The organism is Psychrobacter sp. NG25, from assembly GCF_015234355.1.
GTDB lineage: Bacteria > Pseudomonadota > Gammaproteobacteria > Pseudomonadales > Moraxellaceae > Psychrobacter.
This window is the reverse complement of the sequence record NZ_JADGMV010000002.1, coordinates 121,808-142,166: the sequence shown is the minus strand read 5'-3', so window position 1 is coordinate 142,166 and position 20,359 is coordinate 121,808. Positions and strand designations below refer to the sequence as shown.

Below are 20,359 nucleotides of genomic sequence, written 5' to 3'. Positions count from 1 at the left end.
TGGCAGCTTACTCTCCTATCACCTTAATAAGTGAGTATAACCTCTCATAAGCTGTCTAAATTTATGATGCCTTCGCAGTGACATTCTCTACCCACACTCAATATACTTCCCCAACCCTTCAAATCTGGCACATCACTGTCAATGTCAATACGCCCGCCTTGGCCTAAAAAACGAATGGAAAAACGTGGCAGTAGATCAGCTTTGGCACTTGCCAATTTGGCAGAATAGGCATTGACTTGTGCGCCATAGGCACGTAGGTCTGGACGACGTTCTAGCAACCTTTGGGGCGTTTGGCCACTGGGCACACTCGGTGATGATTGAGAATGTTTACAGTCGTGGAAGGCAGCTCAAAGCCTTCCCTATAAACGTCTTTGTAACGCCTGAGATCATGAAATGGGCGCTCCACTGCATGTATGCTGCAAAGGAAGAAGTTCTGAAATCCTAGAAATTTTGGGTAATCAGTGACTCTAGATCAGCCGAACCAAGGTTTGGCCGATCATACTCTCATTAAGGAGCAGACCAGATGACTAACAAGACTCCAAAAGACAAACCCGCGGTACAAGGAGATACAGTCACACCTACCAAACCTGCTACTGGTAAAAAAGTTGCGACCATTGGCTTAATGGCTTTTGTGGTCATGAATATTACTACAATCGTAAGCTTACGTGGTCTTCCAGCTATGGCAGAATACGGGCTTACCTCGATTTTTTATTATGTGTTTGCGGCGCTTGTTTTTCTTGTTCCTGTAGCGCTGGTGGCAGCTGAGCTGGCATCAGCATACCCACAGCAAGGCGGCGTTTTTCGATGGGTTGGAGAGGCATTCGGACCACGATGGGGGTTCGCTGCGATCTATTATCAATGGCAGGCGATTGTCATTTATTTTCCGACGGTGCTTGTGTTTGCAGCGGCAGCTCTTGCTTATATTTGGTGGCCGCAAAGCTTTGATCAAGCACTTGCTGAAAATAAGGTTTACACAATCGTTGTTTTACTTGTGGTGTATTGGGCGGTCACCTTTATTTCTTTTCGCGGAATTGGTGCATCATCGCGACTCAGTTTTTTTGGTGGCATGTTCGGTACCATTATTCCAGGTGCAGTCTTAATCTTGCTCGCTATAGTATATGTTGCGACTGGTAATCCGGTCCAGCTGGACATGCAAACCAGTTTCCTGCCAGATTTTAGTCACCTTAAAAACACGGTTTTAGCTGCAAGTGTCTTCCTGTTTTTTGCTGGAATGGAGATGCAGGCTGTGCACGTAAAAGAGTTAAAAAACCCTTCACAGGACTATCCACTTTCAGTACTGATTTCAACGATTGCCGTGGTAGCATTATTTATCGCCGGAACGCTTGCAGTCGGAACTGTTGTCAAGACAGCTGATATCTCACTGAATGTAAGCATGATTTAAAAACTGCTTTACCGTACCGAAATTACAGTTTCAAGCGACGCAATCGCAGCGCGTTGCCAATAACAGATACTGAAGACAGACTCATCGCAGCAGCCGCTATCATTGGACTGAGCAACAGCCCAAAGAATGGATACAAAACACCTGCCGCAAGCGGTATACCAAGCGCATTATAGATAAACGCAAAAAACAGATTTTGTCTGATATTTCGCATCGTAGAATGACTCAGTTTATGGGCTCTGACAATTCCCATCAGATCACCCTTCACTAGCGTGATGCCAGCACTTTCCATAGCCACATCTGTTCCTGTGCCCATGGCAATGCCAACGTTAGCCTGTGCAAGAGCGGGAGCATCGTTAATACCGTCACCCGCCATAGCCACGACCTTGCCGCTATTTTGTAGCTCTTTGATAATACGGTTTTTGTCTTCTGGAGAGACGTCAGCATGTACCTCATCAATATTTAACTTACTGGCAACGGCTCTAGCGGTTATTTCGTTGTCACCTGTTAGCATGACCACCTTTAGTCCAGCCTGATGCAGTAAAGATATCGCTTCGCTGGTACTCGGCTTGATCGGATCAGCGACTGATATTAAACCAGCAGCTTGGCCGTTTACTGCTACAAACATTACCGTTTCGCCGTCTTTTCTGCGCTTATCAGCACGTTCTGAAAGCGCACTGTCAAAGCTATCAAGACGTTGCATAAATTTTGAGTTGCCTACAGCGACTTGCTTGCCATTGACCAGTGCCTGTGCGCCTTCGCCAGTGGTTGAGCTAAAATCACTGGCTTTAGCAATATCAAGAGATTTTTCTTGCGCAGCTTTAACGATAGCTTCTGCCAAAGGATGCTCGCTGGCAGTCTCTACCGCAGCGACAAGTATAAGCAGTTCATTTTCATCTAAGCCACCAAGTGCTTCGATAGCAGTGAGCTCTGGTTTGCCTGCGGTTAATGTTCCCGTTTTATCGACAACGATGGTATCGACTTTTTCCATGCTCTCTAACGCTTCAGCGTTTTTGATAAGCACGCCATTCTGAGCACCCTTGCCAGTACCGACCATAATCGACATAGGCGTGGCGAGTCCTAAAGCACAAGGGCAAGCGATGATTAACACTGCAATAGCGTTGACCAGTGCAAAGGCCATGGCAGGCGCAGGTCCGAAAATAGCCCAGACGATAAAAGTTATGATAGAACAGATAAGGACAATTGGCACAAACCATCCAGCCACCTTATCCACCAGCTTCTGTATTGGTGCGCGACTGCGCTGGGCTTCAGCAACCATTTTGACGATCTTGGACAGTACCGTGTCATCACCCACGTCAACCGCTTCAACCAGTAAGGTTCCCGTGCCGTTTACCGTGCCGCCAGTAACCGTATCGCCTTTTACTTTGGAAACTGGAATAGGTTCCCCCGTTACCATCGACTCATCGATACTGCTACTGCCTTCAAGCACAATGCCATCTACAGGGAGTTTCTCTCCTGGCTTAACCCGTAATTTATCGCCACTGACAACTTCGTCAAGGGAGACTTCTGTCTCAACGCCTTGCTCATCTACCCGCCTTGCATTCGGCGGTGCCAACTCAAGAAGAGCACGAATTGCGCCAGAAGTCTGACTTCGGGCTTTAAGCTCTAGAACCTGACCTAGTAGTACTAACGTCGTGACAACTGCTGCTGCTTCATAATAAACACCGACTCGACCGGATGCATCCCTAAAACTGTCTGGGAAAATACCCGGAATAAAGGTTGCTACCAGACTGAAACCAAACGCTGTACCTACACCTATCGCAATTAGGGTAAACATATTTAGGTTGCGACTTTTTATGGATTGCCAACCTCGTACGAAGAAAGGTGCTGCTCCCCATAACACCACTGGTACCGCAAGCGCCAACTGTATCCACTGAGCAATCTGCCCAGCGATATCACCCTGACCGCCTTGAATGAAGCTGTCCAGATTTATGCCTACCATATCGCTCATTGCATACAAAAACAAAGGGACGGTCAGCACAGTACAAATCCAAAAACGCCGAGTCATGTCATCGAGCTCTGAGGTATCCTCTTCACCAATAGTAACAGTCTCTGATTCAAGTGCCATGCCACATATGGGACAGCCACCATTCTCAATATCTCTGACTTCGGGATGCATGGGACAGGTATAAACGGTTCCGCTGTAACCAGCTGGCACCTTATCGTACTTGCCGCCTTTTATAGAGTTTACCTTAGTACGGTCAGTATTCTTTCCATGGCAGTGTGCATGACTGTCTTCATTATCATTTGAATCAGTAACCTCGCCCTCAGGTTTGAGAAACATACCGCATATTGGGCAATCGCTTTTTTCAACATCTCTCACTTCGGGATGCATAGGGCAGGTATAAACGGTACCGCTATAATTTTCCGGTACTTTGTCGTACTTACTTTCTTTAGTAAGATGGGCCTCGGTATTTGACGGACTATGACAGCTTGTATGGTCATCTTTCATTGCTACCATCTCGGCAACAGTGTCTTCAGGTTTAAGAGACATTTTGCATATGGGACAGCCGCTATCTGTAACGTCTCTCACCTCTGGATGCATCGGACAGGTATAAACGGTTCCGCTGTAACCCTCTGGCACTTTGTCGTATTTACCGCTTTTGATATGCGCTTGCTTGGCCACATGTTTCATAAAAACCACTCCTTGAAGAGCATAAGTAAAGATTCTAATTCAGTCATATCAACCGCTGATAGCCGTTGTCTCTACTCTTACTTTATACGCTTAATAACTTAGCTAAGAATAAGACTCAATCTGGTTTACGCAGGTGTTTGAGTAGCGACATAATAATTAATATCAATATGACCAAAAACAGTAGGGCAAATACTAAACAGAGAACCATCATCCCCCAACTCATCTCGTGCATCATCGATCCATTCATGATGCTATCCATAGGCCCGTTCATCATACCGTGCATCATAATAATCATGATGAGTACTCCTTACTTGTTATTTCCTTAGTATAAGTAATGATATAGTACTGGCGTGTGAACATATACCTTTCAATAGGCTACTTACTTAATGCTACCTAATACAGAGTGCTCAGAATTTGTGACTGTTTATTCCAACTCATCAATTAACTGCTTCATTTCATCAATTTCACGCTTTTGCGCTTGAATAATATCGTCAGCAAGCTGCTGTACACGCGGATCTTCAATATCAGCACGACTACTGGTGAGAATAGCAATCGAGTGATGCGGTATCATCGTCATAGAGCTCGTACTAATCTCCGAAGATTCAGATTTTTTCAGTATCCCCTTCTCTATTAAATCTTGTAGTGACCAACCCTCCCTCACCACCGTAGAAAACGGTCTTAACCATAGTCTATTTTTCGCCTTTAAGCTCTATATATCGAATACTATCATCGACAACATAGTCTCTATTACTGTATCAACCTCAAATTGAGCGGCTTACTCTCCTATCACCTTAATAAGTGAGTATAACCTCTCATAAGCTGTCTGAATTTATGATACCTCCGCAGTGACATTTTCTACCCACCCTCCTCCCAATGACTTATAAAGGTTCAGTAGCATTTGTGCTCGAGCAAGCTGCGAGTAAATCAAGTTTTCTTGTATTTGTTCTGAGTCCAGCTGCGCTGTCAGAGCTTCATCTAACGTTTGATAACCATAACGAAACAGTTTTTCGGCATCGCTGGCACGCTTGGCAGACTGCTGATAAGACTTGTTCAGCAATTTTTGTTGCTGCTCTAGTGCCTGATGTGCTTGATAAGTATTATCTACCTCACTAAGCGAGAGCAGTAGCCTTCGATCATACTGTAGCAGCGCCGTTTGCAAACGAGCGTCTGCGCTGTCAATATTGGCCTTAATCCGACCGTTTGTAAAAATGGGAACCTGTATACCCACACTCAATATACTGCCCCAACCTTTCAAATCTGGCACATCACTGTCAACGTCAATACGCCCGCCTTGACCTAAAAAACGAATGGAAAAACGTGGCAGTAGATCAGCTTTGGCACTTGCCAGTTTGGCAGAATAGGCATTAACTTGTGCGCCATAGGCACGCAGATCTGGACGACGTTCTAGCAACCCTTGGGGCGTTTGACCACTGGGCGCACTCGGTTGATGATTGAGAATGTTTACAGTCGTAGAAGGCAGCTCAAAACCTTGCGGTACTTGCCCGATAAGTACAGCTATGCTACGTACGTGTGTGGCATATTCTGCATTGATTGTGCTTTTTTTCGCACGCATGGCATTGAGCTTACTTTGGACATTATTGACTTCATACATAGTGACTTGACCCGCTTGAAAACGCCCTTTTATATATCGCTCAAAGCGCGTCAATATCTCTACATTGCGGGCGGTAATGATTTCACGCTGCTGGGCGGCACGGGCTTGAAAATAGTGATCAGCAATTTGATCTGCCAGTAGCATTTGCGCGCCATATACTTTTTCTTGTACACCCAACGCCGCATAACGGGCGGCATCAGCATCACTTTGTTTTCTACCAAATATATCCGGCTCCCACGCAGCAGAAAATCCCACCTTAGCATAACTGCTATCTATGTCTTGGTGCGTCTCCAACAGCGCAGTACTAGCCCCCAATAGACTACTGAGGTTGTCATTTGCAGACAGATGAGCCGAACCATTTATAACGCCCGCTGAAGCATTGACGCCAGCTTGTGGCCCAAGATCAGCAGTGGCAAGACGACTGATTGCCAATGCTTCTGCAAAACGACTTTCAGCGATACGAATATCGGGGCTGTCTTGTAAGCCTTGCTCTATCAGGCGACTTAATAGCGGATCTTGCCATTGTCGCCACCAGTGGCTAATTTCTGGACTGCCCTTCGCCGCTTTGTTTTCGTCAAATGTTGTCGGAATAGAAATGTCACTCTGGCGAACAACCTGTGTGCTTTGGCAGGCGCTTAAGATCAAGACCAATGCTCCCAAACTCACAATTTTGGATAATGGAAACATGCGCTTCTTCTCCTTGTATTCTCTATCATTATTTTTAATTCAGTGCCATGGTCGAATATCAAACACGCCCTAGGACGTCTTATAGGACCTATCCTAAGATATCGGTATACGTATGACTGGCTCTTATTGAGCCAAATTGAGCCAATCTGTTTTGCGCATTATCCCAGCTGTTCAAGCATCGCTTTGAATCGTGCTAAAGCAAAAATAAGAAACACGACGCCAATACCTGTCATGACTAGTAACTCAGGCCAAACAATGTCCAAGCCAGCATTACGGAATAAAACATTTTGTGTAAAACTGACAAACTGGGTCGTGGGCCAGTATTCACTTATCATTTGTGCCGCTTCGGGCATATTGCTGCGCGGTGCTATAGAGCCAGATAAGAGTAACGATACGACTAAGACAGGCAACATCAATAAGGCAAACTGCGGCATACTCGGTGCTATGGTTGACAGCATAATGCCTAGAGAAGATATGGAGAAAAGATACACGACCACACCGCTACCGAATAAAAGCAGTGATCCGTTAATGGGAATACCAAGCAGATATTGGACCACAAAAATCATCGATAACATGGAGGCACATAGAATCACCAAGCCATTGGCAAGTATTTTTGAAATCACTATTTCTATTGTATTAACGGGCATCACCAAAAGATGCTCGATGGTGCCACGTTCGCGTTCACGGATAACGGCAGCACCAGACAGCCCTATTGCCAAGAGCGCAATCATATTGCACACTTCCATAACTGGTGTATACCAGTAGCTGTCTCCATTTGGGTTAAATACCATGTTCAGTACTGGCTTGACTAACAAGGGTATGTCTTCTTGCTTTAAAAAATCACTCACTTCCTGATTGAATATTTGGATAATATAAGCCTGCCCAATACCTGCTTGTGTCATGGTGGTCGCATCAATTAGCAGCTGAACTTGCGGTTTTCGTCCTGCCAGCACATCTCTTTCAAATCCAGGTGGAAACTCCAACACAAAAATCAGCTTGCTTTTGTCCATCAATTCACCAACATCTTCGCGTTTCACATCGACAGGAAGTAGAAAGTAAGGTTGTTGTAGGGCATCCTGAATTTGTCTGGTCAGCGCCGTACGGTCTAAATCTATAATACCTACGGGCGCATTACGTACATCCGTATTGATGCCTTCTGCCACAGTATAGATAGTGACAGAGAACACGAAGCCAATCATGAGAAACAGTATCTTGTCTCCAAACAGACTGCGCAACTCTTTGATGGTCAACGTCCAGATATTTTTAAAAGTCTGCATTTATACCTCCTGCTTTTTCAGGAAAATAGAGGCAAGTGTGATAAATGCCAAGGCAAAAGCTGTCAAGACCATATACTCAGTCAAAAAGCTAGACCAACCCAGCCCTTTGGTAAAGCCGCCAATACTGATACGCTGATACCAAGATGCGGGAAAGCCGACACCAATGGCATAAGCGAAGCCGTCCATACTAGATAGCGGGTACAACAACCCAGAGTAGTTAATGGTGGGTATCAGAGTAACGATAGCGGTAACAAACAGCGCTGCCACCTGTGTGCGAACCAAACTAGACACTAAAAGCCCCAATCCTGTTGACACATAGACCAACAGCAATGCGCCAAAAGACATTGCCCAGAAAGAGCCTTTTATAGGCACTTTAAACCAAAATATGGCCATGAGCACAAGTATGAGATAATTGATCAGTCCCAGAGCGACATAAGGCAGCTGCTTCCCGAGCAAATATTGAGGCACACTGGCTGGTGACGTGTAAAGGTTTGATATTGAGCCAATTTCGCGCTCACGCACCACTCCCAGCGTGGTCATCATTGCTGGAATCAACATGAGTATCATCATTAGCACACTGGGGATGACCGCATTCACGCTTTTAAAGTCTTGGTTATACATAAAGCGCGGAACCATTTCAGCGGCAGGGTCTAAATCGATAGGCAAGCCAGTATCTTGCAGAAGGTCTGTGATATATATCGTCATAATCCCTCCTACATAGCCCTCAATATTTGCCGCATTGAATGGCACTGTCCCATCAATATAAAAGCTCGCTTCTGGTTGTCTATTGGCCAGTAAATCACGTCCATAATCCACTGGAATATCAATGACCAATTGCGTCTCAGAGCTTCTAAGCGCGTATTCGGCTGCTTTTATAGAGTGTACGGGTGACGTAGATGTAAAATATTCTGAGCCAGAAAAGTACTCCGTCAACTGTCGACTTTGTACAGAGTGATCTTGATCGAGTATCGTATAAGGTAAATCGTGCACATCAAAAGAGATACTCCAACCAGTCATGACCATCAAAATAATGGGTCCAACGATAGCAAAAAACAGCCTGATTTTATCGCGTAATAGCTCTTTAAATTCGCGAGTGGCAAATGTCCAAACAGTGGTAAACCAATACTTAAGCGTGTCGGTTTCGTTGGTTTGACTATCAGCTTCAGACGCTATGGTCGCTGATTCTACTGGTGTGTTTTCAGTCGTGTCGTTTTGGCTGGTGGGTTCATTGTCATTTTTTTCATCTTCCAGCAGATACTCTACAAAGGCTTCTTCGAGATCCTCTGCTTGTTTATTACGTGTCAGCTCTGTCGGTGTACCAACGACCAGTACGCGACCACGATGCATAAAAGAGATACGATCGCATCGGCTGGCCTCATTCATAAAATGAGTAGAGATAAATATCGTGATTTTATCTTCCCGTGAAAGCGTCAATAACTGTCGCCAAAACATATCACGAGCACCAGGATCGACACCTGAGGTTGGCTCATCCAGAATCAATACTTCAGGATGATGCAGACAAGCCGCTGCCAGCTGTAATCGTTGGCGGATACCTAGTGACAATGAGGCTGGCGCTGTATCCGCTACAGCACTGAGGTCAAATTTATCTAATGCGTCCTTTACAGCTTGCTGTCCACGCTCTCCTTCTATTTGATAAAGGGTTGCATGCAGCTCTAAGTTTTGACGTACGCTCAATTCTTCATAAAGCGAAAAAGACTGCGACATATAACCGACGCGCATTTTTGTCGCTATGTCACTTGCATCGATAGATTGACCCAGCAGTTTGGCTGAGCCTTCTGTTTTATCAATCAATCCAGTCAGCATCTTCATCGTGGTCGATTTGCCACAACCATTAGAGCCTAAAAAACCAAAAATCTCACCTTTTTCAATACAAAAGCTGACATTATCAACCGCCGTAAAATCTCCAAAACGTTTGGTTAGGTTTTTTGCCTCAATAGCGGGCGGCGCATCAGGATCAGGGACAAATGGCGTGATAACCAACGCGCCTGCATTCGTTTGTTTCTCTGGTGGTAATAGCTTGATGTACGCTTCTTCAAGTGATGTGACATTCAGCTCTGTCATGACGGTTTGCGTCCGCTGATTGGCTAAGAGCTTGCCATCATCCATCGCTAGCAGGTATTCAAAATTTTTGGCTTCGTCAATATAGGCTGTCGAAACGATGACCGTCATCTCTTCACGTTCAGCTTGTAACGAGGCCACTAATGACCAGAACTGACGGCGTGATAAGGGGTCTACCCCTGTGGTTGGCTCATCAAGAATCAGTAAGTCAGGATTGTGCACCAACGCACAGCATAAGCTCAGTTTTTGCTTCATTCCGCCCGAAAGCTTGCCAGCCGCACGATCAGGAAATGGTGCTAGCCCAGTTGCCTCAAGTAAACGGGCTATTCGTACATGGCGCTCATGCGCATTCAATCCAAACAGTCGCGCATGAAACTCCACGTTCTCATATACCGATAGGGTTGGATAAAGATTATGTCCTAAGCCTTGTGGCATAAAGGCGATACGTTTTGACAGCGCCTCACGTGCAGATTTTTCTGCCATATCCATACCGAATACTTGCACAGAGCCATTTTGAATGACCTTGACCCCTGCAATAAGAGACAACAACGTTGATTTTCCAACACCATCAGGACCAATTAGCCCAACGGTGCTCCCTTGTAAAATATTTAGGGAAATATTATCAAGAGCAACTGTCTTGCCATATGTATGCGAAACAGTGTTAATTTCAACGGCGGTATGTTGGCTATCCATACGTTATCTCACAGTTTGTATCGTTAATTTATTCATAAAGATAACTCTTCGGTTGTAAAACCCTCTGAATAATTTATGACCTCATTTTCCGCTGTCATACTCGAACGTGAGAAACTAGGATTGGCTTTTTTTGGGAAGGTTTATAGCAAGATTGCTCGGCCATGCTACGTCGGTATTGCTACGCACATAACCATTACCTGTCATTCCGCCCTTGAGTAGGCCTTTGTATTCTTTGGCTATTGCCACAGGTAACTTGATACGCACTTTAAACATGAGCTTTTCGCGCTCGTTCTGCGTTTCCACTGACTTGGGCGTAAATTGTGCTTGTGACGCAATAAACGAGACTTTTGCGGGCCACACACTATCCAGACCATCTAGCACGACTCTCGCGTCATTGCCGACTTGTAAGCCACTCATCTGCCCATTAGGTAAAAAAAGAGTCATAGACACATCTTCTGTGTCTAGCAGGCTGACCATTTTGCTGCCTGCTGCAATCACACTACCAACCTCAGCAATTCGGTATTCCACACGGCCCGCTTTAGGACTGCGTATCAACATATCGTCATTCATCGATGCGGCAGATTTTTCTTGAGCTTTGGCCTGATTGACGCCAGCATTTGCTTCCGCTACTTGAGCATCGATTTGTTGAACAGCTGCCTGCGCTTCTGCGTACGCTGCTCTCGCCGCCTGCACGACCGCAACCGCGCCATTGTATGCCGCTTGGCGTTTGGTCACCTCTGAATCTGACACCAAATCTTCGCGGCGCATCTTGCGAGCATTATCCAACTCCATTTTGGCTATTTTTTGCTGTTCAATCTGCGCATCGATTTGGGCGTTGGCACGTGCCATTGCCTGCTCTCCTTGCTTACGACCTGCCCGTGCCTGCGACACCATTTCATGTGCGCGCTGCTCGGTTGCCTGTGCCGCCACTAACTGACTTTCGCTTTGTGAGGAAGACAGTTTCACAAGCAGCTGATCGACATCGACATCCTCTCCTTCCGCCACCAGCATTTGCTCAACTCTGCCTGGATAAAGGCTAGCAATATCAAACCGCTCAAGCTCCAATCTACCATTTGAGCTGACTATTCCTAGCGGTAGGGCTTGTGCAAGCTGCTGCTGTTGCCAGTAATACCAACCAGCAGCGGCGGCCACGACAAGCAATAGAATCAAAACCCATGCTTTTTTCATAACGGTTCCTATATCTTATTTATATGCGGAAATAAAACAAAAAATAACCAACCCATACGTTTTTTCACCGTATTCGGGCATATCCTCAATTTAAAAATTTTAATGATTTTTTAGTATAGGGCGTATTGAGTGTAGGAAATCAGCTCAAGCACACCTCGTGTCAATCACCATGACGGGCAATATTAGCGCGTTGTGAGCACAAGACACTTTTTACGCTAATGCAGGATGCTGAGTGATGTATATAAGGTGTTCGGCAATACAGTTGATTCATCGGATATTGGGCCGATTAGGACACGACCTAGTCAGAAATACCAATAAATCCATAATTTTATTGTGGTTATGGTACTCGATACCACCTCAATAAACCATCAGAAACTGAATCTATTCTCAATCATCATACGTTCCACAAAATTTAACCTTATGAGCTTTAGCCTATCTCGGTTATAGCTTTTACAAAAAATACTGCCGTGAAAAATACCTTTGCCGTCAAATATCACGGCTGTTTGGTTGATATAGACACATAGAAATTACAAGCAAAAATCATTCATCTAGCAAATATACAATAATCCATGCTAATATTATGGGGTTTTCATATATTAAACAATGTTTTTAAGTATTCTTCAAGGCCATATCTATTTTGTTGCTTTCATATATTTCTCAATCAGAGAGTAAAAGGTCGTCACCATGTCTGAAACAACGCATAATCCATCCGAGAAAAATCTAAACTTTACTGCACTCATTGCCCTTGTCGTAGGCTCTATGATAGGCGGCGGTATATTCTCATTACCACAAAACATCGCTGAAACCGCAAGCCCTGGTGCGTCCTTGATTGGTTGGATCATCACTGGCATCGGTATGCTGATGCTTGCCTTCGTGTTCCAAAATTTAGCACATCGCAAGCCTGAACTTGACAGTGGGGTCTATGCCTACGCGCAGGCAGGCTTTGGTAATTATATGGGTTTCAACTCTGCATGGGGCTACTGGCTCTCTGCTTGGTTGGGTAACGTCAGTTACTACGTGCTGATATTTAGTACGCTGGGTTATTTTTTTAATGTGTTTGGAGATGGCAATACCCTAACGGCATTAGTAGGCGCCTCTGTATTATTGTGGGCATACAACTTCATGATTACCAAAGGTATCCAGACGGCTACCTCAGTCAATACGTTGATCACCATCGCCAAAGTGATACCGCTGTTCACCTTTATTGTCATTATTTTTACAGTCTTTAATATGGATCTGTTTAATAGCGACTTTTGGGGCAGAGAGACGGATCTAGGGTCAGTCCCTGATCAAGTTACAAACATGATGATGGTGACGGTATGGGTATTTATTGGTATTGAAGGGGCCAGTGTGTATTCTGCACGCGCCAAAAAACGCTCCGATATTGGTAAAGCCACCGTATTGGGGTTCATTTTTACGTTAGTGCTATTAATGCTGGTTAACTTTTTAGCGATGGGTGTTAGATCCCTCCCTGAGCTTGCAGCGATGAAAAACCCGTCGATGGCTTATTTGCTAGAGTATGCCGTTGGCCCGTGGGGCGCGACCTTTATCTCAGTAGGTTTGGTCGTCTCGCTGCTCGGTGGTTTATTGGCTTGGACGCTATTCTGTGCCGAAGTTTTATTCGTTGCCGCCAAAGACGAAACCATGCCGAGGTTCTTTTATAAGACAAATGCAGTTGATGTACCAGTAAATGCACTATTGGTGTCTTCTGCAGCGACACAGTTATTCTTAGTCATCACCTACTTTAGTAAAAGCACGTATAACAATATTTTTTATCTGTCCACTTCCATGATTTTGATTCCCTATTTCTTTTCTGCTGCCTATGGGTTTTTGGTGGCCTATCGCAAAGAGGGCTACAAACCATCCGAGAGTGCCACAAAAGATATTATTATTGGGATAACCGCGCTGTTTTATAGTATTTGGCTGTTGTATGCCGCTGGTATTCAGTACTTTTTACTATCCGCTTTGTTGTATCTTCCTGGTGTGGTTCTCTATATAAAAGCACGCAGAGAGCACAAGCATCAGCTGTTCAATACAGCCGAAAAAGTGGTGCTGGTAGTCATTACTGTCAGTGCCATCTATGCAGCCTATGGCCTCTACAGCGGTACGTTAAGCTTGTAGTGACCCTATTAAATAAAATGCCTTACCGTTGTAATCACCAGAAAATCCGTTCGTCGTAATTGTCACATCAGTTGCTTTTTTAGATTGTTCGTCCTCTAAACAGTGGTGAGATACTTGCACCCAAACCGCATAAGGATACAAAAATGTCTGACAAATCTTTAGGTGTTCATTCAGAAGTCGGTAAATTACACAAAGTTATGGTGTGTTCTCCAGGTCTTGCCCATCAAAGACTGACACCGCAAAACTGTGATGATTTATTGTTTGATGATGTCATGTGGGTGAGCAAGGCCAAAAGTGATCATTATGATATGGTCACAAAGATGCGAGATCGCGATATTGAGGTGGTTGAGATGCATCAGCTGCTGGCACAAACCCTTGATAATAGTGATGCCATGCAGTGGATTATGGATCATAAAATCACTGATAATCATGTCGGTACTTTATTAGCTGGCGAAGTGAGAGATTGGTTGACCAAACTTGAGCACAAGAAACTGTCCTCATTTTTAATTGGCGGTGTCACCACTGAAGAGTTACCGAATGATATTGGGGCGTCACTCAAAAAATTATCCGCACTGTCAGGTACGACTGAGTTTGTATTGCCACCACTGCCCAATACTCAGTTTCCTCGCGATTCCTCAAACTGGATATATGGCGGTGTGACGCTCAACCCGATGTATTGGCCCGCTCGCCAGCAAGAAACGCTCCTTATTTCTGCTATTTATAAATTTCATCCAGACTTTAAAGGCGCTGATTTCAAAATTTGGATGGATGACACTGAAGAAGATCTCAGTGGCTGTAGTTTAGAAGGTGGTGATGTCATGCCTATCGGCAACAAAACCGTGCTGATTGGTATGGGTGAGCGAACGTCACAACAAGCGATTACCAGACTGGCCAAGACTTTGTTCATTGATGGTTCGGTTGACCATGTCATCGTAGCGGCCTTACCTAAGCAACGTTCTGCGATGCATTTGGACACCGTATTTACGTTTTGCGACATTGATTTGGTCAACGTGTTTCCGGCAGTGACAGATCATATTACGACTTTTCATATTCGTCCTGACGAAAGCAAGCCACACGGTATAGATGTGCGCGAAGATGACAGACATTTTTTGAAAGTAATAGAAGAAGCCGCAAGGGTCGACAAATTAAGAGTGGTCGAAACAGGCGGCAATAGCTACGAAGTTGAGCGTGAGCAATGGGATGATGGTAACAATGTTCTTGCCCTTGAGCCAGGGGTTGTTATCTCTTATGACCGCAACACTTATACCAACACTTTACTGCGCAAACAAGGCATTGAAGTGATTACGATTCCAAGCTCCGAGCTGGGCCGTGGACGTGGTGGTGGTCACTGCATGACTTGCCCTATCATTCGCGATCCAACGGATTAGAGCATGTTGAATCCTACCTGCTCATAGCGGTGCCAAATACAGTAATAGTCCATCCAAAATAAACACATACTAAAAATTAAGGAACCATCATGAGTTTCAATCTTCACAACCGTGATCTACTGAGTCTTATGCATCATAGTGAACGCGAGCTTACGTATCTTTTGGATATGGCTCGTGACTTAAAAAGAGCAAAATACTCAGGTACAGAACAAAAACACCTTTTGGGCAAAAACATTGCTCTGATCTTTGAGAAAACCTCAACCCGCACTCGTTGTGCTTTTGAAGTAGCGGCATATGACCAAGGTGCCAATGTGACGTTTATTGGCCCAAACTCATCACAGATCGGCTACAAAGAGAGCATGAAAGACACCGCTCGTGTGTTGAGCCGTATGTATGATGCCATCGAGTATCGCGGGTTCGCTCAAGAGATTGTCAATGAGTTAGCAGAATATGCGGATATTCCTGTCTTTAATGGCCTAACGAATGAGTTTCATCCCACACAAATGCTAGCAGATGTAATGACCATGCGTGAGCATACTGACAAATCAATCCATCAGATTAAATATGCTTATTTTGGTGACGCACGTAATAACATGGGCCGCTCATTATATTTAATGGGCGCTAAGATGGGTATGGACGTACGCCTTTGTGCCCCTAAAGATTTGTGGCCTGAAGCAGACTTTCTAGCCACTTGTGCAGACTTTGCCAAAGAATCAGGTGCGCGTCTTACCATCACCGAAGATGTAAAAACGGCGGCAAAAGACGTTGATTTCGTTCATACCGACGTATGGGTATCGATGGGTGAGCCTATTGAGAGCTGGGCGGAGCGAATCGATGCGCTAATGGCTTATCAAGTCAATATGGATCTGATAAAAGCCACTGGCAATCCAAGAGTGAAGTTTATGCATTGTTTGCCCGCTTTTCATAACTCAGATACTGAAGTTGGTAAAAAAATCACTGAAAAATACCCACAGCTCGCAGACGGTATCGAAGTGACCGAAGAGGTATTTGAATCCTCTTACAACATCGCATTTGAGCAAGCCGAAAACCGTATGCATACGATTAAAGCCGTTCTGGTCTCTGCGCTTGGTAATATCTAACATATACCGAATGTATGACATTTGCAGCGTGGGCTACTGGGGCGTGCCCTCAATTCAATCGATAGTCATCTAAATAGGTTAAAAGTGGCTAAATCTTGCCAAACGGCGTCAAATAGCTGACTAATATCTCGATATTATCTGCGCTATTTTTCTTGTTTGACTGCCATTTATCTCATTTTTATCACTATTTTTGAAATGAAGACACGCCCTGATATGACATTAACTGAAGATAATGCGTAGGGAAATATCATGAGGTTACTAATTGCCTTAGGTGGTAATGCTTTATTAAAACGTGGAGAGCCGTTATCTGCTCAAAACCAACGCCAAAACATCAAGACGGCCGTTGAGCAGATCAGTAAGATCACGGAGGGTAACGAGTTAGTCATTGCTCACGGTAATGGCCCCCAAGTCGGTTTGCTTGCGTTGCAAGGCGCAGCTTACACTGAAGTCGATACTTATCCATTAGACGTTTTGGGCGCAGAAACGGAAGGTATGATTGGCTACATCATCGAGCAAGAGCTTGGGAATGTCCTGCCGAGAGACTCATCCATTGCCACCCTACTCACTCAAGTAGAAGTCGACCGTAAAGACCCTGCTTTTAACAATCCAACCAAGCCTATTGGCCCTGTATACTCAAAAGAGCAAGCAGAAAAGCTAAGTGCGCAAAAAGGCTGGGTTGTTAAAGCCGATGGTCAATACTTTAGGCGAGTGGTTGCAAGCCCTAAGCCCAAAAAAATATTTGAGCTAAAACCCATACAGTGGCTCCTTGAAAAAGGCGCGATTGTGATCTGTGCAGGCGGAGGTGGTATCCCAACGGCATTTGATGAAGATGGCTGTTTGCAAGGGGTCGAGGCAGTAATCGATAAAGATTTGTGCGCATCGTTACTTGCCCGTAGCCTTGAATGTGAGTTATTGGTGATTGCCACGGATGTGGCGTATGTTTATACAGACTTTGGGACTGACGAACAACGAGGCATATTACAGGCGCATCCAGATGCTTTAAGTGAGCTTGATCTTCCTGCAGGCTCTATGGGACCAAAAGTTGCAGCGGCTTGCGAGTTTGCGCGTGCGACTGGAAACACCGCCATCATCGGCTCACTGACCAATATTGGTCAGACACTTGATGGAGGTGGCGGTACTCGTGTCTCAACGGAGTACGAAGGCCTCACATATGCCGCTGTATCTCCGAAAAACACAGCATAACTCCTCGATTTAATCTGTCGTTTTAAGATATAAAATATTTTTTGAGTCGTTCCTGAAATAATCGGCTCAGCAGTCTGATATTGGTTTGCTCAAATTTGACGGTATCTGCTAATTTTCTCTTCTCAATATCAATGTTTTTAATTTCGATATCTATTACCGTTGCTGGGACTGAAGGTGGTTTTCTAAATCTAAGCCAGGCCTTAACACTATAAATCTCTTACACCTTCCAACAAACTACTAACGGTTGAGGTACAAACCTATAACGGCCGATGCCATAATACTTTTGTTATTGATGTATGATTAATATCACTTTCATCAGGTTGGTTTATCTCACTTCAGTACAACTTTCAGTACGACAGTCTTTGATACAGTCGCGTTATTTCAATGAAGCCATTGCATTAGGCTTTTGACTAAGCGCGAAGATGCAATAGTAGGATTAGAATAAGCTTCTTATAGATAAAAATCCGTACACAGTTAGTGCTATTTTTGATAGCCGTGTTTCTGTTGATCACTGAGAGCATATACCTCCTGAAGAATTACTTCACCACATATCACTATGGTAATGTTGGATTCAGCTATTACCTTTTTGGTTTACCTCAACTGAAAAAACTGTCTCCCTTTGCCATAGAGTGATTTCACGACTATTAACATTCATCTTTAGGAGAATGCTATGAGCACTCAAATAACAGAAAACCATACCTACATTGACGGGCATAAGATTGCATTTTTGGAACAGGGTTCAGGTAGTCCAATAATCCTGCTGCACGGGATTCCAACCAATAGCCTCATGTGGCGAAATATTATTCCACAACTTGCAAAAACACATCGAGTCATCGCTCCCGACCTTCTCAATTATGGGAAATCTGCAAAACCAAAAAGCGCAGATGTGTCCATTAATGCGCAAAGCAACATGATTGTAAAACTCATGGATGTTCTAGGCGCACGGCAAGCAGATATTGTTGGGCATGATATTGGTGGAGGTGTTGCTCAGTTGATAGCTGTCAATTATCCAGAGAAAGTTCGAAAGCTCGTTTTGATAGATAGCATCTGCTTCGATTCATGGCCTATCCCAGATTTTGAGCCGTTACAGGAACCTGGTGCTGAGTCGGAGATGAGTTTAGAAGACTTTTTAAGCATGATGCGAGGCTTCCTGCCAAAAGGTGTATATGATAAGAGTGTCATGACTGATGAGCTTATTGAGATGTATCTTGAACCTTGGTCAACTGAAGATGGCAAGCATGCCTTTTTTCGCAATCTCAGACGGTTGAACAAAGAATATACTCAGGCCATTACTGACGAACTTAGCAACCTTCCGCATCAGACATTTATCATGTGGGGTGATAAAGACCCTTTCCAGAAACCGGAATATGCACCAAAGCTAGCAGAAGCGATTCCAAACGCAGAGCTTGTCTGGATCAAAGATGTCGCTCATTGGTTGATTGATGAGAAGCCTGATGAAATTGGTGAGCATATCAACCAGTTTCTAAGCTAAAGTACGAGTGGCATGGTGACCCCTGCCGTCAAATCTATATAATTAAATTTGGAAGGTTTTAGTTACGCAGCCTGACGATAATAATCAAACCACACCTCTTTTGGCGATTGATAATTTAAAGCCTTTTGAACTCTCGGGTATATTAGTTGCGTTTATTCGTCATACTATTTTCCTACTTTGAGGTAATATAAACCTCTTAGCAGCCGTCCTAATTTATTAGGCCACTACAGGATGAGCATGGCATGGAAAAGTGGACTTTGGCGCGTAGCGTACCATGCTCGTTGCGCTGGCTTTTTCACCGCCTATTCTGTATAGCATTACTCGCTTGACCCCAACTTGAGATGTTGTTTGCCAACTATATTTAATTGATAGCAGAGAGGCTTGCTGTAAAAAATCTGATGAGTTGACTCGCATTTATCCAACCTAAATGAAGTAAGAGCAATAACAGTATATTATTGCTCTATAAATTTTCGCTCATTAAGCGCTTTTTAATTGTGCGTGAGTATCATTAAAAAACATTCTGTTCCATTGCTATTAGTTGCGTCCTGCCATTACGCCACCATCAACATCCCACACAGCACCCGTTACCCAAGCCGCTTTGTCACTTAATAAAAATGCAATAGTGTTTGCCACATCTTGTGACGTATCTATACGGCCAATTGGGTGAAGACTATTAAAGCCTTGCAGAGCATCGTTTACTTCTGCTTTCGGGATAAACCCTTCATAAATTGGCGTTTGTACAACTGCTGGCGATACTGCATTAACACGAATATTATGGGCCGCTAATTCCATTGCTAAATGCTGAGTTAGCGCATGTAAGCCCGCCTTTGCCATTGAATACGCTGAAGATGGTGTAGCAGCAATGGCTTGCTTGCCCCACATAGACCCTATATTTACAATGGCGCCAGAGCGTTTTTCTGATATTAAATTAGCGGCTACCTTTTGAGTAATAAAAAATAATGCGCGGTTAATTTGCATGTACTTATCGTAATCAGTTGCTTCGTGCTCTAAAAATGGTTTAGGGGCAAAAACACCAGCAGCATTAACTAGTAAATCTACGTCTGCGTGATCTTGCGAAATAGTGTTAATTAAGTTTTGTACGCTTTCATCGCTCGTTAAATCGGCTGTTAAAACCTCTACAATACCTAAAGCTGATAGTTGCTCTTTTGCCGCTTGTGCTTTTTCTTTACGGTGGCCGACGATAACGGCTTGTCCGCCTTGCTCTAAGATCAAACGAGCCGTTTCAAATCCCATTCCGCTAGTGCCACCAATAACGAGTAATTTTTTACCTGAAAATTGCTTAGTCATCATTATTTCTCCAAGCGCCCATTCGCGCTGCATTAGTTGTATCAATAAAACAAAATATCAAATTGCCTTTCAAGCAATTGACGAGTTGTTTGGCTTAGGAGGTATTTTTAACTTATTTACTTTGTTTAACAAACGAGATAATCTGAGCCGTCAATA

At 44.2% G+C, this 20,359-nt stretch carries 16 protein-coding genes; 6 read left to right on the top strand and 10 right to left on the bottom strand.

Annotated features, from left to right (window positions below; all coding sequences use genetic code 11):
* Positions 1-44: 44 nt before the first annotated feature.
* Positions 45-305, bottom strand: a complete 261-nt coding sequence (locus tag IPZ60_RS03425; RefSeq protein ID WP_320108712.1) for a TolC family protein — start codon at positions 303-305, stop codon at positions 45-47.
* A gap of 218 nt (positions 306-523) precedes the next feature.
* Here IPZ60_RS03425 and IPZ60_RS03420 point away from each other — a divergent pair, with 218 nt between their 5' ends.
* Positions 524-1,402, top strand: coding sequence for an amino acid permease (locus IPZ60_RS03420; protein ID WP_194196467.1), 879 nt, complete (start codon positions 524-526; stop codon positions 1,400-1,402).
* Positions 1,403-1,424: 22 nt separating this feature from the next.
* Here IPZ60_RS03420 and IPZ60_RS03415 read toward each other — a convergent pair whose 3' ends face one another.
* The 7 genes from IPZ60_RS03415 to IPZ60_RS03385 all read right to left on the bottom strand — a co-directional run bounded on the left by IPZ60_RS03415 (position 1,425) and on the right by IPZ60_RS03385 (position 11,591).
* The gene (locus tag IPZ60_RS03415) at positions 1,425-4,055 is read right to left on the bottom strand and encodes a copper-translocating P-type ATPase (RefSeq protein ID WP_194196466.1); all 2,631 of its coding nucleotides are present in this window, start codon (positions 4,053-4,055) and stop codon (positions 1,425-1,427) included.
* Between the two features lie 115 nt (positions 4,056-4,170).
* On the bottom strand, positions 4,171-4,350 hold the full coding sequence (locus IPZ60_RS03410) for a hypothetical protein (RefSeq protein ID WP_194196465.1): 180 nt from the start codon (positions 4,348-4,350) through the stop codon (positions 4,171-4,173).
* 129 nt (positions 4,351-4,479) lie between these two features.
* Positions 4,480-4,632 carry a DUF305 domain-containing protein gene (locus tag IPZ60_RS03405; protein ID WP_265087432.1) on the bottom strand — a complete coding sequence of 51 codons (153 nt, stop codon included), beginning with the start codon at positions 4,630-4,632 and terminating at the stop codon, positions 4,480-4,482.
* A gap of 252 nt (positions 4,633-4,884) precedes the next feature.
* The gene (locus IPZ60_RS03400; RefSeq protein WP_194196464.1) at positions 4,885-6,354 is read right to left on the bottom strand and encodes an efflux transporter outer membrane subunit; all 1,470 of its coding nucleotides are present in this window, start codon (positions 6,352-6,354) and stop codon (positions 4,885-4,887) included.
* A gap of 158 nt (positions 6,355-6,512) precedes the next feature.
* Positions 6,513-7,631 carry an ABC transporter permease gene (locus tag IPZ60_RS03395; RefSeq protein WP_194196463.1) on the bottom strand — a complete coding sequence of 373 codons (1,119 nt, stop codon included), beginning with the start codon at positions 7,629-7,631 and terminating at the stop codon, positions 6,513-6,515.
* Positions 7,632-10,403, bottom strand: a complete 2,772-nt coding sequence (gene rbbA, locus IPZ60_RS03390; RefSeq protein ID WP_194196462.1) for a ribosome-associated ATPase/putative transporter RbbA — start codon at positions 10,401-10,403, stop codon at positions 7,632-7,634.
* Between the two features lie 114 nt (positions 10,404-10,517).
* Complete coding sequence (locus IPZ60_RS03385) at positions 10,518-11,591, bottom strand: HlyD family secretion protein (protein WP_194196461.1); 1,074 nt, start codon at positions 11,589-11,591, stop codon at positions 10,518-10,520.
* A gap of 684 nt (positions 11,592-12,275) precedes the next feature.
* Between IPZ60_RS03385 and arcD the strand changes: the two genes are divergently transcribed.
* The 5 genes from arcD (at position 12,276) to IPZ60_RS03360 (ending at position 18,895) form a co-directional block, all read left to right on the top strand.
* On the top strand, positions 12,276-13,712 hold the full coding sequence (gene arcD / locus IPZ60_RS03380) for an arginine-ornithine antiporter (protein WP_194196460.1): 1,437 nt from the start codon (positions 12,276-12,278) through the stop codon (positions 13,710-13,712).
* A gap of 143 nt (positions 13,713-13,855) precedes the next feature.
* Complete coding sequence (arcA, locus tag IPZ60_RS03375; RefSeq protein WP_194196459.1) at positions 13,856-15,100, top strand: arginine deiminase; 1,245 nt, start codon at positions 13,856-13,858, stop codon at positions 15,098-15,100.
* An 89-nt stretch (positions 15,101-15,189) separates the two neighbouring features.
* Entirely contained in the window at positions 15,190-16,200 is a 1,011-nt protein-coding gene (locus tag IPZ60_RS03370; RefSeq protein ID WP_194196458.1) for an ornithine carbamoyltransferase, read from the top strand.
* Positions 16,201-16,449: 249 nt separating this feature from the next.
* Positions 16,450-17,403, top strand: a complete 954-nt coding sequence (gene arcC / locus IPZ60_RS03365) for a carbamate kinase (RefSeq protein ID WP_194196457.1) — start codon at positions 16,450-16,452, stop codon at positions 17,401-17,403.
* 670 nt (positions 17,404-18,073) lie between these two features.
* Positions 18,074-18,895: an alpha/beta fold hydrolase gene (locus IPZ60_RS03360; RefSeq protein ID WP_194196456.1), complete on the top strand. Its 822-nt coding sequence runs from the start codon at positions 18,074-18,076 to the stop codon at positions 18,893-18,895.
* Between the two features lie 216 nt (positions 18,896-19,111).
* Here IPZ60_RS03360 and IPZ60_RS14345 read toward each other — a convergent pair whose 3' ends face one another.
* Together IPZ60_RS14345 and IPZ60_RS03350 are read right to left on the bottom strand one after the other, a co-directional pair.
* On the bottom strand, positions 19,112-19,309 hold the full coding sequence (locus tag IPZ60_RS14345) for a cupin domain-containing protein (RefSeq protein WP_227669210.1): 198 nt from the start codon (positions 19,307-19,309) through the stop codon (positions 19,112-19,114).
* A 120-nt stretch (positions 19,310-19,429) separates the two neighbouring features.
* Positions 19,430-20,203 carry an SDR family NAD(P)-dependent oxidoreductase gene (locus tag IPZ60_RS03350; protein WP_194196815.1) on the bottom strand — a complete coding sequence of 258 codons (774 nt, stop codon included), beginning with the start codon at positions 20,201-20,203 and terminating at the stop codon, positions 19,430-19,432.
* Positions 20,204-20,359: the final 156 nt, after the last annotated feature.

Coding starts and splice junctions, on each gene's coding strand:
- arcC (WP_194196457.1), top strand. CDS start 16,450: ATGAGGTTACTAATTGCCTTAGGTGGTAATGCTTTATTAAAACGTGGA.
- IPZ60_RS03410 (WP_194196465.1), bottom strand. CDS start 4,350: ATGATTATTATGATGCACGGTATGATGAACGGGCCTATGGATAGCATC.
- IPZ60_RS03420 (WP_194196467.1), top strand. CDS start 524: ATGACTAACAAGACTCCAAAAGACAAACCCGCGGTACAAGGAGATACA.
- IPZ60_RS03385 (WP_194196461.1), bottom strand. CDS start 11,591: ATGAAAAAAGCATGGGTTTTGATTCTATTGCTTGTCGTGGCCGCCGCT.
- IPZ60_RS03415 (WP_194196466.1), bottom strand. CDS start 4,055: ATGAAACATGTGGCCAAGCAAGCGCATATCAAAAGCGGTAAATACGAC.
- IPZ60_RS03395 (WP_194196463.1), bottom strand. CDS start 7,631: ATGCAGACTTTTAAAAATATCTGGACGTTGACCATCAAAGAGTTGCGC.
- IPZ60_RS03350 (WP_194196815.1), bottom strand. CDS start 20,203: ATGACTAAGCAATTTTCAGGTAAAAAATTACTCGTTATTGGTGGCACT.
- rbbA (WP_194196462.1), bottom strand. CDS start 10,403: ATGGATAGCCAACATACCGCCGTTGAAATTAACACTGTTTCGCATACA.
- IPZ60_RS03400 (WP_194196464.1), bottom strand. CDS start 6,354: ATGTTTCCATTATCCAAAATTGTGAGTTTGGGAGCATTGGTCTTGATC.
- IPZ60_RS03360 (WP_194196456.1), top strand. CDS start 18,074: ATGAGCACTCAAATAACAGAAAACCATACCTACATTGACGGGCATAAG.
- IPZ60_RS03370 (WP_194196458.1), top strand. CDS start 15,190: ATGAGTTTCAATCTTCACAACCGTGATCTACTGAGTCTTATGCATCAT.
- arcA (WP_194196459.1), top strand. CDS start 13,856: ATGTCTGACAAATCTTTAGGTGTTCATTCAGAAGTCGGTAAATTACAC.
- IPZ60_RS14345 (WP_227669210.1), bottom strand. CDS start 19,309: ATGCGAGTCAACTCATCAGATTTTTTACAGCAAGCCTCTCTGCTATCA.
- arcD (WP_194196460.1), top strand. CDS start 12,276: ATGTCTGAAACAACGCATAATCCATCCGAGAAAAATCTAAACTTTACT.
- IPZ60_RS03405 (WP_265087432.1), bottom strand. CDS start 4,632: ATGACGATGATACCGCATCACTCGATTGCTATTCTCACCAGTAGTCGT.